The organism is Nostoc foliaceum FACHB-393 (assembly GCF_014698505.1).
GTDB classification, from domain to species: Bacteria; Cyanobacteriota; Cyanobacteriia; order Cyanobacteriales; family Nostocaceae; genus Nostoc; species Nostoc foliaceum_A.
The window spans coordinates 14,931-29,105 of record NZ_JACJTD010000028.1; the positions used below are offsets into that span (position 1 = coordinate 14,931).

At 42.0% G+C, this 14,175-nt stretch carries 14 protein-coding genes; 6 read left to right on the forward strand and 8 right to left on the reverse strand.

The window, feature by feature from the left end; translation table 11 throughout:
- Window positions 1-36 precede the first annotated feature (36 nt).
- The gene (locus H6G92_RS21815; protein WP_190895692.1) at window positions 37-3,144 is read left to right on the forward strand and encodes a HEAT repeat domain-containing protein; all 3,108 of its coding nucleotides are present in this window, start codon (window positions 37-39) and stop codon (window positions 3,142-3,144) included.
- A gap of 83 nt (window positions 3,145-3,227) precedes the next feature.
- Here the strand turns inward: H6G92_RS21815 and H6G92_RS21820 are convergent, their stop codons facing one another.
- The 3 genes from H6G92_RS21820 to psaC form a co-directional block, all read right to left on the reverse strand.
- Complete coding sequence (locus tag H6G92_RS21820; RefSeq protein ID WP_190895693.1) at window positions 3,228-3,803, reverse strand: Uma2 family endonuclease; 576 nt, start codon at window positions 3,801-3,803, stop codon at window positions 3,228-3,230.
- 87 nt (window positions 3,804-3,890) lie between these two features.
- Entirely contained in the window at window positions 3,891-5,780 is a 1,890-nt protein-coding gene (gene glmS, locus H6G92_RS21825) for a glutamine--fructose-6-phosphate transaminase (isomerizing) (protein WP_190895694.1), read from the reverse strand.
- Window positions 5,781-6,197: 417 nt separating this feature from the next.
- Entirely contained in the window at window positions 6,198-6,443 is a 246-nt protein-coding gene (gene psaC, locus H6G92_RS21830) for a photosystem I iron-sulfur center protein PsaC (protein ID WP_012411495.1), read from the reverse strand.
- A gap of 422 nt (window positions 6,444-6,865) precedes the next feature.
- Here psaC and H6G92_RS40420 point away from each other — a divergent pair, with 422 nt between their 5' ends.
- A complete protein-coding gene (locus H6G92_RS40420) occupies window positions 6,866-6,988 on the forward strand; it encodes a hypothetical protein (RefSeq protein WP_277926771.1) in 123 nt (40 codons plus the stop codon).
- Between the two features lie 41 nt (window positions 6,989-7,029).
- On the opposite strand, the gene H6G92_RS21835 is transcribed toward H6G92_RS40420, so the two are convergent.
- Window positions 7,030-7,266, reverse strand: a complete 237-nt coding sequence (locus H6G92_RS21835) for a hypothetical protein (RefSeq protein WP_190895695.1) — start codon at window positions 7,264-7,266, stop codon at window positions 7,030-7,032.
- A 201-nt stretch (window positions 7,267-7,467) separates the two neighbouring features.
- On the opposite strand from H6G92_RS21835, the gene H6G92_RS21840 reads away from it, so the two are divergent.
- Entirely contained in the window at window positions 7,468-7,836 is a 369-nt protein-coding gene (locus tag H6G92_RS21840; RefSeq protein ID WP_190895696.1) for a Dethiobiotin synthetase, read from the forward strand.
- Window positions 7,837-7,941: 105 nt separating this feature from the next.
- Here the strand turns inward: H6G92_RS21840 and H6G92_RS21845 are convergent, their stop codons facing one another.
- The 3 genes from H6G92_RS21845 to H6G92_RS21855 form a co-directional block, all read right to left on the reverse strand.
- On the reverse strand, window positions 7,942-8,553 hold the full coding sequence (locus H6G92_RS21845) for a hypothetical protein (RefSeq protein ID WP_190895756.1): 612 nt from the start codon (window positions 8,551-8,553) through the stop codon (window positions 7,942-7,944).
- Window positions 8,554-8,768: 215 nt separating this feature from the next.
- A complete protein-coding gene (locus tag H6G92_RS21850; protein ID WP_199344922.1) occupies window positions 8,769-8,879 on the reverse strand; it encodes a DUF3303 domain-containing protein in 111 nt (36 codons plus the stop codon).
- Window positions 8,880-9,041: 162 nt separating this feature from the next.
- Window positions 9,042-9,428 carry a hypothetical protein gene (locus H6G92_RS21855; RefSeq protein WP_190895697.1) on the reverse strand — a complete coding sequence of 129 codons (387 nt, stop codon included), beginning with the start codon at window positions 9,426-9,428 and terminating at the stop codon, window positions 9,042-9,044.
- Between the two features lie 456 nt (window positions 9,429-9,884).
- On the opposite strand from H6G92_RS21855, the gene H6G92_RS21860 reads away from it, so the two are divergent.
- Window positions 9,885-11,789, forward strand: coding sequence for a chloride channel protein (locus H6G92_RS21860; RefSeq protein ID WP_190895698.1), 1,905 nt, complete (start codon window positions 9,885-9,887; stop codon window positions 11,787-11,789).
- 61 nt (window positions 11,790-11,850) lie between these two features.
- On the opposite strand, the gene H6G92_RS21865 is transcribed toward H6G92_RS21860, so the two are convergent.
- A complete protein-coding gene (locus H6G92_RS21865) occupies window positions 11,851-12,264 on the reverse strand; it encodes an AbrB family transcriptional regulator (protein WP_190895699.1) in 414 nt (137 codons plus the stop codon).
- 384 nt (window positions 12,265-12,648) lie between these two features.
- On the opposite strand from H6G92_RS21865, the gene H6G92_RS21870 reads away from it, so the two are divergent.
- A complete protein-coding gene (locus H6G92_RS21870) occupies window positions 12,649-13,089 on the forward strand; it encodes an Rrf2 family transcriptional regulator (RefSeq protein WP_190895700.1) in 441 nt (146 codons plus the stop codon).
- A gap of 57 nt (window positions 13,090-13,146) precedes the next feature.
- Entirely contained in the window at window positions 13,147-14,118 is a 972-nt protein-coding gene (gene cbiB, locus H6G92_RS21875) for an adenosylcobinamide-phosphate synthase CbiB (protein ID WP_190895701.1), read from the forward strand.
- Window positions 14,119-14,175 lie beyond the last annotated feature (57 nt).

Below are 14,175 nucleotides of genomic sequence, written 5' to 3' on the forward strand. Positions count from 1 at the left end.
TCACAGTTTTAAGCCATTTTTAGAATATTTCACCAAATGAGCAATTACACCCTGGATGAATTGAGAGAATCAATGGTCAAAATCCTCGATTCTAATGGGGGTACTGTTGGTTCTGGGTTTATTATTCGTGCTGATGGTTATCTTGTTACCTGTCATCACGTTATCTATTTGTTGGATGCACTCAGAGTAGAATATCAAGGACAAGTTTATGCGGCGGAGTGGTGCAAAGAATTCTCAAATTTAGAAGTAGATATTGCGATTTTAAAAATAGATGTTGAGTCTGCTAAGGCGGTTCCACTTATTAATCCTAAACATCTATCAACATCAGTAAAAGTCTTTGGTTTTCCGCCAGCAAAAAAGGCTAATTTCCCGGAAGGATTTGATGTTTTTGCCCAAAGTATTCGTGCTAGTGCGCCTTTGAATGTAGCTTCAACTTATACAATTAAGAATCAAAATGGAATAAAGTTTAATAATCCCTGGAATAAGCTTCCACCGGAAAATTCTACGTTTTTGTCCCACCAACTTGATGCAAAGGTTGAATCGGGAAGTAGTGGCGGTGCCGTTTTGGCTGAAGAGTTGGGCGGTGTGGTGGGAGTGATTCAATGCAGTAAAAGCGATGCAAGTTATGTAATTCGCTGGGATAATCTTCTTGATAGCTTAGATAAGCTAGAATTAGAACCAGAGAAAAATGCTGTTTGCAACTTTTTGGCAGATATTGAAGAATATTTTAAAGATATTAAACTGTTCCATACTAAAGAAAAAATTATCCTAAAAGAGCAATATATCCCGATTCAAGTAACTCTAGAAAGAAAATACAAACATGAAATAGAAACAAGTTGGGCATATACAGAAGGTGAGGCAGAATTTAAGCGTCTCTATGCCATGAAAGGTTTTGATGAGGAATTGCAAAAGAGAAAAGAAGAGGAAACAAAGCGAGTTGTTGTTGACTGGGAAGAGGCAAAAAAAGAAAACCAAAAAATTATGGTTTTGGCTGACCCAGGTATGGGAAAATCTACCTTATTAAGGATGGAAACTGGGTTAATTGCTCGTGAGGAAAGGGAGAAATTAAGAAACCTCTCCCCCAACCCCTCCCCTACAAGGGTAGGGGAGCAAGACACGCCTTTGCTTACAAGGGGAGGGGGCTGGGGGGTTAGGTCAAAATTAGGTGTAAATGATGTAATATTTCCGTTGTTTTTGCGCTTATCTGATTTGGCTGAAGCTGAGGGAGAAATTATTGATGCTATTCCTCGAATTATTGAGAGAGATTATCCAAAAACAGCAAAATCTATCAAAGATTTATTAGGAGAGAAATTAAAGAATGGTAAATGTCTTTTACTTTTAGACGCTTTGGATGAAGTTCCACAACAATATCGCCTTCGTTTAAAAGAAAGGCTCAACCGTTTTCTGAAAAATTATAACTGTTCAATTATTTGTACTTCCAGAATTGTCGGTTATGGTGGTGCTTTTGTAGATAGTGCTAAGGAAGTTGAAATTGTTCCTTTTAGTCAAAAGCAAACAGAAGCATATATTCAAATTTGGTTTAAAAATGCGGCTGGTTATATTGAGGATGATTCTGTTTCCGCAGAAGGGCTGATTGTTGAAATACAAAAGAAACCACAAATTGCTGGTTTAGCACAAAATCCCCTACTTTTATCTTTGCTATGTAGCTTGTATCAAACTAAAGGGCTAACACTTCCCGCACGTCGCGCCCAAGTTTATAAAAAAGCTGTAGATTATATGTTAAGTCAATGGAGGGATGATAATAATCGATTATCCCCCGAAAATGTAATTGCTAAAAAGAAGTTATTGGCTGATTTGGCATATAAGTTTAGCAGTGAAGGCAAAGAAGTTTTTTCTCGGAATGAATTGCATAAGGTAATTGAAGAATCTTTAAATAAGCAAGAAATCCGCGATTTCCGAAATCAAACTACTGAAGAATTAATTAAAGAACTTTCGGAAGCAGATGGAATTATTCAAAAGCTTGCACGAAAAGGAGAGCAATATTTATTTTTACATCGCACCTTTCAGGAATATTTCACAGCATATTATCTTAATGAAACCATTGAAAATGATAAGACTGATGGTATTGCTTTAGCAAAAAAACTATTTTGGGGATATGATTCTCATGAAACTTTGACTTTATTGGCGAGTTTAATGAAAAATCCCATGCTGTTGATAGAAGCGTTGTTTAAAGAAAAAGATGATATTTTTCGGACGCTGTTATTATTGGCGGGGAGATGTATTGTTGAAGTTCAGCAGAATGGAGAAGCTTCTGGTGGAATCAGCCAAAAACCAAAATTAATTGCCGAGATAATCAACAAGATTTACAAGTTTTGGCGACGTTACCCCAAAGCTATTTTTATTGAATCGGTTGTAGTGGCATTGGGAAAAGTCAATTCGCAGATGTCTCAGAAATTAATCGCCGCCCTCAAGGACTCTGAATCATACGTGAGATACTACGCGGCAGAGGCTTTGGGTAAAATTGGCAATGCAGAAGCTGTGCCGGAATTAATCGCCGCCCTCAAGGACTCTGAATCTGACGTGAGACGCTACGCGGCATCGGCTTTGGGTAATATTGGCGCAGAAGCTGTGCCGGAATTAATCGCCGCTCTCAAGGACTCTGAATCTGACGTGAGACGCTACGTGGCAGAGGTTTTGGGTAAAATTGGCAATGCAGAAGCTGTGCCGGAATTAATCGCCGCTCTCAAGGACTCTGAATCTGACGTGAGACGCTACGCGGCAGAGGTTTTGGGTAAAATTGGCAATGCAGAAGCTGTGCCGGAATTAATCGCCGCCCTCAAGGACTCTGAATCATACGTGAGATACTACGCGGCATCGGCTTTGGGTAAAATTGGCAATGCAGAAGCTGTGCCGGAATTAATCGCCGCCCTCAAGGACTCTGAATCATACGTGAGATGCTACGCGGCAGAGGCTTTGGGTAAAATTGGCAATGCAGAAGCGTTAAACAAAATCATCTACCTTTCGGAAATAGACATTTATGAAGGCGAAATTTTTACTTCAGCAAGGACGTTAGCAGTTAGATATAGCAAGCAAAAGCTGTCTTTTATTCCTGTTTATCCTGAGTTAGTTAGATTTAATCGAATACTGACATTTGTGAAGCGTCGTTTGCAATCTCTAGCTTAGGCTTCTTGAGCCTTAGAAAGCACCTTTTCATATACACTACCAGGAGCTGCGTAGGCGCAGCCCAACCTAAGCATCACTATTTTCTAACCAACATTACCCGCAGCTAAAACTTGTTCAACTGTCAGCACTATTTTCGGGAAAGTTGCAGACACAATTTGCTGACTCCCGTTAAACTCTTTTTCCTCGTACAATCCCTCTGACAATAATAAAACTGTAATTTTTGACTCTATTGGATCTACAATCCAATATTCAGGAATCTCTAACGCTGCATATTCACAACGTTTATACCGATAATCGCGTTTCACTGAATCAGGACTGACAACTTCCACTACTAACATCGGCGCAGACTGACAAACAGCAGACTCATCAAGAAATTCCATCACCTGTTCAGCCGTGACAACATAAACATCAGGAAATCTTGACTTTCGCCATCCCATTCTTACCCCCGCCTCTCTAAAGCATAGCCAAGGTAAACTCAAGCCCTTGATTTCTGCCTCAAATGCCAGTTCAATGAATTTAGAAATCAGCAAATGTCTAAAAGGTGATGGATTCCTAAGTTCTAGTTTCCCATCCACCAGTTCATAACGGCTATCAGTACCATCGTCATAAGTAAGATATTCTTCAAAAGAGTATAAACGCTCTGTAGTTGTCTGTGTCATCGCGCTACTTTTAAATAAAGGGTTTTTTTGAGGTAGTCCTCAAAAAATTTGTAGTAGCGCCCAGACGCTACTACCTCTATTAATAAACTATTCCACCGTTACAGACTTGGCCAAATTCCGGGGCTGATCGACATCCAAACCGCGACGGGCGGCAATATGATAAGCCAATAATTGCAAAGGAACTACTGTCAGAATTGGAGAAAGTAATTCTTCCACATGAGAGACGGGAAGAAGATCGTTAAAGATTTCCGCAGCTTCGCCATCGTTGACGGGAGTCACGCCAATTAACCGAGAATCTCTAGCTTTGGCTTCTTGAGCATTAGAAATAACTTTTTCGTAAACACTACCAGGAATTGCGATCGCAACTACTGGTACTTTCGCATCTAATAGAGCGATCGGGCCATGTTTCATCTCTCCAGCCGGATACCCTTCGGCGTGAATATAGCTGATTTCTTTTAATTTCAACGCCCCTTCCAAAGCAATAGGAAAGTTAATTCCCCTTCCCACAAAAATGAAATCTTGGGTTTCGGCGAATTCATGGGCTAGCTGTTCGGTTAAACGTTCCTGAGTTTCTAAAGTTGCCTCAATTTCTTTGGGAATCTGCCGCAACCCATTAATAATTTTCTCTAATGTATCTTTTGAAACTGTCTGGCGACGAGCAGCTAAATCCAATGCCAAAGCATAAAATGCCATCAGTTGGGCGGTAAAAGTTTTTGTCGCCGCTACCCCAATTTCAATTCCCGCTAGGGTACTGATGATATGCGGTACCATATCACCAAGGCTGCTTTCGGGGCGATTAGTAATGCCTAGTAGTCGCGCTTGATATTTAGGTTCTTTTCCTTGGCGACGTTCTTTTTCCATCGCCAAAGCTGCTAGGGTATCAGCGGTTTCGCCTGATTGGGTAACACCAATGATCAAAGTATTAGATGTCAAAGGTGATGGTGCATAGCGATACTCAGAAGCGTAATGTACCTGAGTTGTAATTCCTGCTAATTGTTCGATTAAATATTTTCCTATTAATGCTGCGTGCCAACTTGTACCACAAGCGAGGATCTGAATTTGTTCTAAATCGGTGTATAAATCTCCAGGTAAACCAAGATTGATTGGCGATTCGGTAGATTCGCCTGGATTAAAGTAAGCGTCTAAACTAGCTCTGACTACCCCTGGTTGCTCATGGATTTCTTTGAGCATGAAGTGTTTGAACCCCTGCTTTTCTACCATTGCAGGATTGAAGTTGAGTAGCCGGGGTTGTTTTTTCAGCCTATCGCCAGCAAAATTGTAAATCTCAACGCCCAAAGGTGTGAGACGGGCAATCTCTCCATTTTCCAGAGGTAGCACTGCACGGGTGTAGGCAACGATCGCTGGCGTGTCAGATGCACAAAAGAACTCCCCTTGACCAAAACCAATTACCAAAGGTGCCTGTTGGCGGACAACAATCAATTCATCGGGGTAGTCAGCAGAAATAACTGCAAGTGCAAACGCCCCGCGTAAGTGGTTAACGGCTTGACGAATTGCCTCTAGGAAGGGAGATGAGGCAGATGAAGGAGAAGAGGGGGGAAGATCCTTTAAAAATTCGGCTATGAGATGGGGAATGACTTCGGTATCGGTTTCAGAGCGAAATTCGTGTCCTTTTACTTTGAGTTCCTCGCGTAATTCGCGATAATTTTCGATAATGCCATTTTGCACTACCGCCACTCGCTTTGCCGTATCCAAATGGGGATGGGCGTTGTACTCTTCTGGTTTACCATGAGTTGCCCAGCGTGTGTGACCAATACCAATTTGGGCAGGGGTTTCTATTTGTTCCAGTTTAGAACGCAGGTTATGCAGTTTGCCCTTTGCCCGTACACAATTAACCTCACCTTCCCAAACAGTAGCGATTCCAGCCGAATCATAGCCCCTGTACTCCAGTTTTTCCAGCCCAGCTAGTAAAATGTCTGTCGCCGCTTGAGTGCCTATATATCCAACGATTCCGCACATTGTTCACACCACTTTTTTTCAGGATGATTAAATCCAGTATAGTGTTCACCACAAACTCGACGTTTTGCAAAGAAAAAAGGGAGTAATTAACTCCCTCTACCACTAGGTATTGCTAAAGATGCTTGCTATAAAGAAACTTTAAAATTCTTGAACACTGAGTTCTGAGTTCTGAGTGCTGAGTGAAGAATCAAGAAATTGTTTTTTTGATTTACTTCTTTTGCCTCAGGACTCAAGACTCTGAACTCAGCGAGAACTCTGAACGGAGGCTTTCTTCGATGGTCTGTATCACTGCAAAGAGGTGCAAAGGCTTGCGCCTCTTCCTTGAGTCCGAAGGATACAAGGCAACAGTTCTGGAAGAACGGTTGGGCAGTAGACCTGCATCGCGATCAGGAGTTCGGTGACTCAGCACTGAGCTTTTTAGTAAGCCAGACCCATACTGCGAGTTGTTTCAGCGCCCAGGTAAACCCGGATGCTCAAAAAGTCAGTGGGACAAGCGGTTTCGCAGCGCTTACAGCCCACGCAGTCTTCTGTACGGGGTGAAGAGGCAATTTGAGCAGCTTTACAGCCATCCCAAGGAACCATCTCTAGTACATCAGTAGGGCAAGCGCGGACGCATTGGGTACAGCCAATGCAGGTATCGTAGATTTTTACGGTATGAGACATTGAAAAAGCCGCTCCTTCCGAGTGTTCTTCTCTGCGAAAGAATCATAATCAACGCATAGTTTACCGCAGTGGTTGATAGGCCGTAATCAAAAGGCTACATAACTTCAAACAATGTAATGAGCACCCTTGATCAGTTGTTTTTCCGAGATCGTCTCTCTTGCCCTATTAATCAGCAACATCATAGAAGCGTATTTACCCCACTGACGTATCATGATGGGGTTTAATCGTAAAGACTAATGAAACAAAAATCAATCTACAAGACTAAATGCGAAAGTTATCTATGCTACTTATTGATTGGCAACTATATATCGTCAAATAGAGCCAATTTATAATTTAATGTTAACTTTCCATCAAAATTCCCAAATTAACTATAGCGGTAATAATCTGATGATTGCGATCGCTATTACTGCCAAATACCACAGATGATCAATTTAGAAGCTGCTTTTTATGATCGCGTTGCTGTCAACAGACGATGCCTTCGGCAAGGCTTCGCCAACGCAATCAGCAATTTTAAGCGATCGCTCACCGATAACTTGTATATTTGACTTTTTAAATCTACCAAACTCATAATTTTTACTTTTCCAGATCAGAGGATTTCTGAAATTGCAAATTCATCAGTTATAGCAGTAATTTCTGTTGGAATCTTTACCTCATTAGCTATCACGTCCAGTTGGTCTTCTGAATTTTCCACATCAGCCAAATTATCTTTTTTATACTCACTTTCTCGGATTTGTCGAGCAATACTTTCTAGCAGCCAAAGTTGTTCTTCTACAGACAAGGCACGGACGGAGCGCTCAATTTCTAGTAAATTCGGTGATATCATTTTGCTTCTGATTCCAAGCAGGGCGTATTTTTCAAAGATATGGTCTATCTGGTTAACTAGAGTATCGCAAATCCCGCATCATTTTCTCCAAGTTTATCTTTTCACAAATCAAATGAGATTGCTATAAATAACTAAAAGCCAGTTTTATGACTTTTTAATTAGGTATTCCTGCTGAAGCAAAATGTACGCTAAACTGACTACATGAATTACGAAACAGCTCGGAAACTCCTCATAGATCAGACAATCACAACCGAGGAAAACCCAGATGCGCTGTTAACGCGTATGAAACAGGGGAAACCACCGGTACCCGGTCAGATCACCTCAATTTTGTTGGCATTGAAAGTGGTGTTTGAAGCCCTCAAAGATGCAAAGAGCCTAGACCGAGAACTGGCTTTGGCCCTTTATCAGTTAAGTATTAAGGCGCAACAGCTATTTGCCGCAGGGCGTAAAGCCGGGATAGATTGGCCACCACTACTGAAGGAAGATTTATTACGAATTTCCTTAGCATCTGAAAGTATCTTTTCGGGTATATGGCAGACCCTCTCTCCTATGGGATTGGGGAAGTTGTAGAACACCAATTCAGTAATATTTAAATGAGAAGAGATGAGTGGGGCAAAGGGGATGAGGGGACAAGGCAGACACGGGGAATAACCAATGCCCAATGCCCAACGCCCATTACCGAATTTGCAGTTCACTTTCTAACTTGTCTAAGTCAGTTTTGAGCAAAACTGTCATTTGACCGGTAAAAGCTTTGCCAGTCTTGGGTTGGGCAATTTCCACCCAATATACATAGCGATCGCCTACTCGTAATTCTCCCTTTAAAGCTTCCCGAATTGGAGTTTTGGCAAGACGCGCCGAGTTAACTACCTTTTGGTTGGGATACTGATACACGACTTGGGCGCGATCGTAGTCTTGATAAATCTCCAAGCCATAAATCACCCGCAAGGATTCTTGGAGACGGGCAAATGTCATCCCGTTAATGGCATCATACATAGAAATTCGCTCACTCCGAATTCTGCCACGGTCTTTGGAAAATTCCACCCTACCGGGAGGCAATACCGACGCTTGAAAAGTGAAACGTTGGGCAGCAGTATCACTCTTTTGCACAAATAATTGCTCCCCACTTCTGGGACGGAGTGTGGGATGGGCTTTAATCCAGGTGCCTACTTCCTCTGTACTTTGCCCTGGTAAAGCATTGGCTTGGGAATTAAAAAGCGTTCCCACACACATCGCGGGCACTAGAGAAAAAGGCAAAATCAGACAGTTAAGTAGAGATTTTTTGAGCATTTTGCTGTTCAGGATTTTCATGGAAATTTGCCCATTAGGTAGTAACCATAGTCTTCCCGTTTTTCAGCAAGATTATTTCAAGTGTCAACTCAACTTAAGACATCAGGGATCTTACTTATTCTCTCGTTCATAATGCTCTGGCTGATTAGGGGCTGCTACCTCTAATTAGACATTGAGTCAGAGCCGAACGCCTGAAAGCAACGATCATAGTTGACCTAAACCCAGCTATCAAAGTATTTCAAACCTTCAGGCATCATGCGGCCTTTCTCTCGAAATCGGTGGTATATCTTTTTAGCTTTACCGTCCTTAAATCGCTCAATCACCATAAATAAAATTTTGTCTCCTTGCTCACACTCGAATTACTTTAAGCGGACATGATGTAAAACCGTGTCCTATTTGGGGCGAATAAGACACGGTTTCATAGAAGTATTTAGTTATAATATTTACAAAAATCAAAGTAAGATTTGATTTATACCAAGGTATTCCATTTACTGAGTTTTGTTTTCTGGTTTATTAACTTTCTCTGTTGTGGGAAAAATTTGGTTATCGTAGTTTGTCCTTTCTTGAGTCAGGGCGATCGCACTAAAGAAAATGGCACTTCCTACAGCCAAGGCTACCATAGGACGCTTGAGCAAGACAAAATCTCTGATAATCCTAGCTAAAGGTCGGCTTTGCCGACGTAGCGCCGAAGACATCATCAATTGTCTCCAAGTAAACGGATCGCGGACATAATGACCGCTTTGGCAAACTACTAGCCGTTCCTGGCAATAGGGACAGCAAAACAAGCCCATGCGAGTTTTAACTGGTTTGGGCGTAGCATTTCTTTGGCAAATTGGGCAAGTAACATAATGATTATCAAAGGTGTGTATATTCATTTACCTCGTCCGCCTAGTCCATTTACTCGCTCTATAACAATAGCTATATTGAATTGGGATCAATGTGTGGTCTGAAATCAGCCATAAATCACACATACATTGTATTACTACCAAAGATGGCTCAATGGTCGCAACACGAGTATAACTAGATTTCGGCAAGGATGACTCCTTGTTAATGTTTGCGGGTGCGTCCACCCAGCCGACAAAAACTCTGTTATCTCTAGAAAGAATAGCGTTGGCGCTCACTCGCACCCTACTAGCTATAGTTGACCCTCAAATAACAATTGTCTCCCATTTAACCATTCTCCCCACAAAAATTTTGCACAACGACATTTTTTGCTAAAGGTTTGTAAATCAAGCAAATAAAGTCTACTTGTCTGGTTGCTAAATAATGGCTCACAATGAGAAGTAACAGATAAAAATTTAAATTTTTTCTTACATTTACCCCGCCTCTCAATGACTCTCTTGCCTCCCACTCAACTGAGGAAGGTAACGGAACAACCTGCCTTTCCTACACCTTCCGCTCGTTTAGCTCACCTCATTAATCGTTTTCAACCATCCCCAGAAACCGTTGTCCTGTTTTTAGCCATGCTCATTGGCGGTGGTACAGGTATGGGTGTAGTCACCTTTCACTATTTAATCCAGTTGATTCACCAGCTGATGCTGGAAAATTTAATGGGTCAAATCGGTGTCTGGGGTGCTTGGACTTTAGCCTGCGTTCCAACCCTTGGCGGATTAATCGTTGGCTTGATGCGCTGGCGCACTCAAGACTTTGGCCCTGGACTTTCATCTCTCATTGCCGCTTCTCAGGGAACAGAGATTAGGCGACCACTACGACCAGTTACGAAGATGCTGGCTGCATCTGTTTCTTTGGGAAGCGGTGCTTCTTTGGGGCCAGAGGGGCCGAGTGTAGAAATTGGCGCAAATTTTGGGATGTTGTTCTCTGTGATCCTGAATGTATCTCAAGAACGACAACGTTTGCTTTTAGGTGCTGGCGCGGCGGCTGGACTTGCGGCTGGATTTAATGCTCCCATCGCTGGGGTATTTTTTGCCCTAGAGGTGGTGATGGGAGCGACATCTTTCGCTACTTCTGCTGTGAGTGTGGTACTGCTAGCGGCGGTGGTAGCAGCACTAATTGCCCAAATTGGTTTGGGGGCACAACCAGCTTTTGATTTACCTGCTTACCAAGTCCTCAGTCCTTTGGAATTACCCCTTTATCTTGGCTTGGGTTTAGGGGCCAGCCTAGTTTCTCTGGCTTATACTCAATCAATTCGGGGAGCAAAAGCCTGCTTTGCTGGAAAGGTTCCAGGATTTGAAGTTTTGGGACGAATTCCTCAGCCGATTCATCCCATTATTGGCGGTGTGATGATTGGCGCAGTTGCTTTGCACTTCCCGCAAATTTTAGGTGTCGGTTATGAAACTGTAGAAGCAATGCTTCAGGATGTGGAGTTTCCACTCTACCTGTTAGTGGTGCTGTTGGTCGTGAAGCTACTGATGACTGCAATTAGTACAGGTAGTGGTTTTATCGGCGGTTTGTTCGCACCAGCAATGTTTTTAGGTGCTTCTTTTGGCTCGGCTTACGCCAAAATTTTGGCTGTGGCATTCCCGACAATTTGCGATCAAATGGCGGCTCCCCCAGCTTACGCAATGGTGGGAATGGCAGCAGTACTAGCTGCTAGTGTCAGAGCACCGTTAACGGCTATTTTAATGCTGTTTGAATTAACCCGCGACTATCGCATTGTTTTACCGTTGATGGCAGCTGTGGGTTTGAGTGTTTGGCTAGTAGAAAGGATTAAACCAACTTTTAACTCTAACTCTAACTTACAACAGATTGGTCTTTCGGAATTGAAAGATGAACAAGCGGAAATCGTGCAGCAAATTTTGGTAGAAGATGCGATGTATCCCTGCCCAAAAAAATTACCTGCAACTCTTGGAGTGTTAGATGCAGCTGTGGAAATGATCCGCGATCGCGTCCGCAGTGCTTTAGTAATTGATGAAGCAGAGCAATTAGTTGGTATACTTTCTCTGGAAGATATTAACCGTGCCCTTGCTATTTGGCAAACTTACCCAAATTCCTTAACTGAAATTCCAGATAATTTATCGAGTCAAACCCTCATAGACATTTGTACTACTGAAATCCTTTATGCATGGCAGGATGAACTATTATCTGAAGCTCTAGACCGCATGAGTCTTCGAGGTTTGCATCAATTACCAGTGGTAGCACGAGACAAACCTGATCGCATTTTGGGTTTACTAGAAAGAGAGCAAATTGCACTAACCTGCAATTTAGCAGTTACGCGCAAGGCACTTCGCCACTATTTACCAGTCTTACCCACCACAGATATAGTTATTAGTCATTAGTCATTAGTCATTGGTCATTAGTCATTGGTTTCACAAATGACAATTGACTAATGACTATTTATTAAGCAGTGGCTTCTATGGTTTCATCATCTTCCCGATCTTCTGGGTCTACCTGTCTCAGACGAATGTGCTTTTTGCCTAAAGTGATCAAAAACTCATCTCCTGGTTTCAGATTCATCTGTTTTGTATAAGCTGAACCTATAAGTAAGTTACCATTCGATTGCACACTAATTCTATAGCTAGCACTACGTCCACCGCGCCCATTAGCACTGGGTGTACTGTCCAACTGAATGCCTTCGGCATCAATTAGGGCATTTAAGAACTTCATCATATTGACGCGCTCTATACCATTTTTGGTAACGGTATAGTAGCCGCACTTCTTGGCTTTGTCTTCTTTGCTCTCGCTCTCTAGCTCTTTAACTTTTTTGAGCAGTTCTTCACCGAGTAGGGGTTCAATTTTTTTCTGTTTAGGCATCAACTTAGGTCGAAAATGAATGTTTGAAGTGTTTGAATCGATTTTATTTTAGCTGAGGTTGAGCTAATAGGAACATAATCCTTTAGTTTTTATCTCAACCTAGCCAAGTATATTACACTCATAGGCACAATTGTTATGCCATTACCAATATTGCCAAGACAATCTATTTTAGATAATGCTGGCAATGCTGATAACTATATATATATAGTTAGTGAATCACTGCTAGACTATACAAGTTTTAAGTTTTCTAAACTAACGCTCAAAAAGTCGTTTACTTGCTGAGGATGATAACTGAGTCACAGAATGATAAGTAAAACTGATCCTTAGTCATTGGTTATTTACAAATGACAAAAGACAAAAAATCAAACAATCAAGCTGGCCAAAATGAAACTAACTACCAGAGGACACTACAGTGTGAAGGCACTGCTAGATTTGAGTTTACAGCCAAAATATGGCCCAGTATCTGTGAGAGCGATCGCTAAACGCCAAGATATCCCAGCTCCTTACCTCGAAAAACTACTAATAGAAATGCGTCGTGCGTCTTTAGTAAAATCAATTCGTGGTAGCATCGGCGGGTACCAATTAGCAAGAGAGCCTGCACAAATATCTATAGGACAAATTTTAGAAGCAGTGGGCGAGACTAGCCATTTACCCCATCACACCCCAGCACCTGGACAAGCTGAAGATTGGGTAACATTTAGCCTTTGGCAGAGACTCAACCAAAAGCTCAAAGAAGCTTTGTACAGTATTACTTTGGCAGACCTTTATTACGATGCTCGTAGCTGGCAAGCTTCCCTTGGAGAAGAAGCTAGTTTTGTGGTTTAGTCAAGAGTCAATAGTCCAAATATTGACCCTTGATTCTTAACCCTTGACTCGTAACTTATGACTAAAAGCATCTATATCTTAATAATTGCTGCACTTTTAGATTACTTAATTGGCGATCCTTGGAATTGGCCTCATCCAGTGCAAATTATGGGGTGGGCAATTTCTCACTTGACGAAATTTTTTCTCCAATTGTGTCAAAATTCTCTAACACAACGCCTAGCTGGAATTGCCCTAGGTCTTATCCTAATAATTGGTAGCGGTCTTGTTGGCTTTTTGATTATTCATAGTGCCAGATGGGTTCATCCGTTATTGGGAATTGCAATAGATAGCATTCTTTTGGCTAGTTGTTTTGCTGGCAGAAGTTTGCGAACAGCAGCGGTGGCTGTTTTAGAACCTTTAACAGCGGGAGATTTAGAGAAGGCTCGTAAAGTTTTAAGTAATTACGTTGGTCGAGATACACAAAAGCTTTCACAAGCAGAAATTTTGCGAGCCGTTTTAGAAACGGTTGCAGAAAATGCTACCGATGGGGTGATGGCTCCGCTTTTTTATGCAATTGTTGGTATCTTTATACCAATCGTGGGGGCAACTCCCTTGGCTTTAGCATACAAAGCCAGTAGTACCCTTGATTCAATGGTGGGCTACCGAGAAGCACCCTATACTTATTTGGGATGGTTTTGTGCGCGGTTGGAAGATTGTTTAACTTGGCTACCTTGTCGGTTAACAGTCGTGACTGTGGCGCTGTTATCTGGTAAACCGATGCATGTTTGGCGAATTTGTCGTCGGGATGCAATTAATGACCCTAGTCCCAATTCTGGCTGGAGTGAGTGCGCCTATGCTGCTTTCTTGGGTGTGCAGATGGGGGGTACAAATTGGTATCGCGGGACAGCTAAGTACAAACCACTGCTAGGAGATGCTATTTATCCCATTACTGTAACTTCCATTCAAAATGCTTTACAGCTGACTCGATATTGTTCTTTGCTATGGTTAGGAATAGCGATCGCTATATTCTTAATACTCCCCAATCGATAAAGATAAATGTTAAATAATCAAAACTCCTAACTCTTAACTCATCACCCTTAACTTATC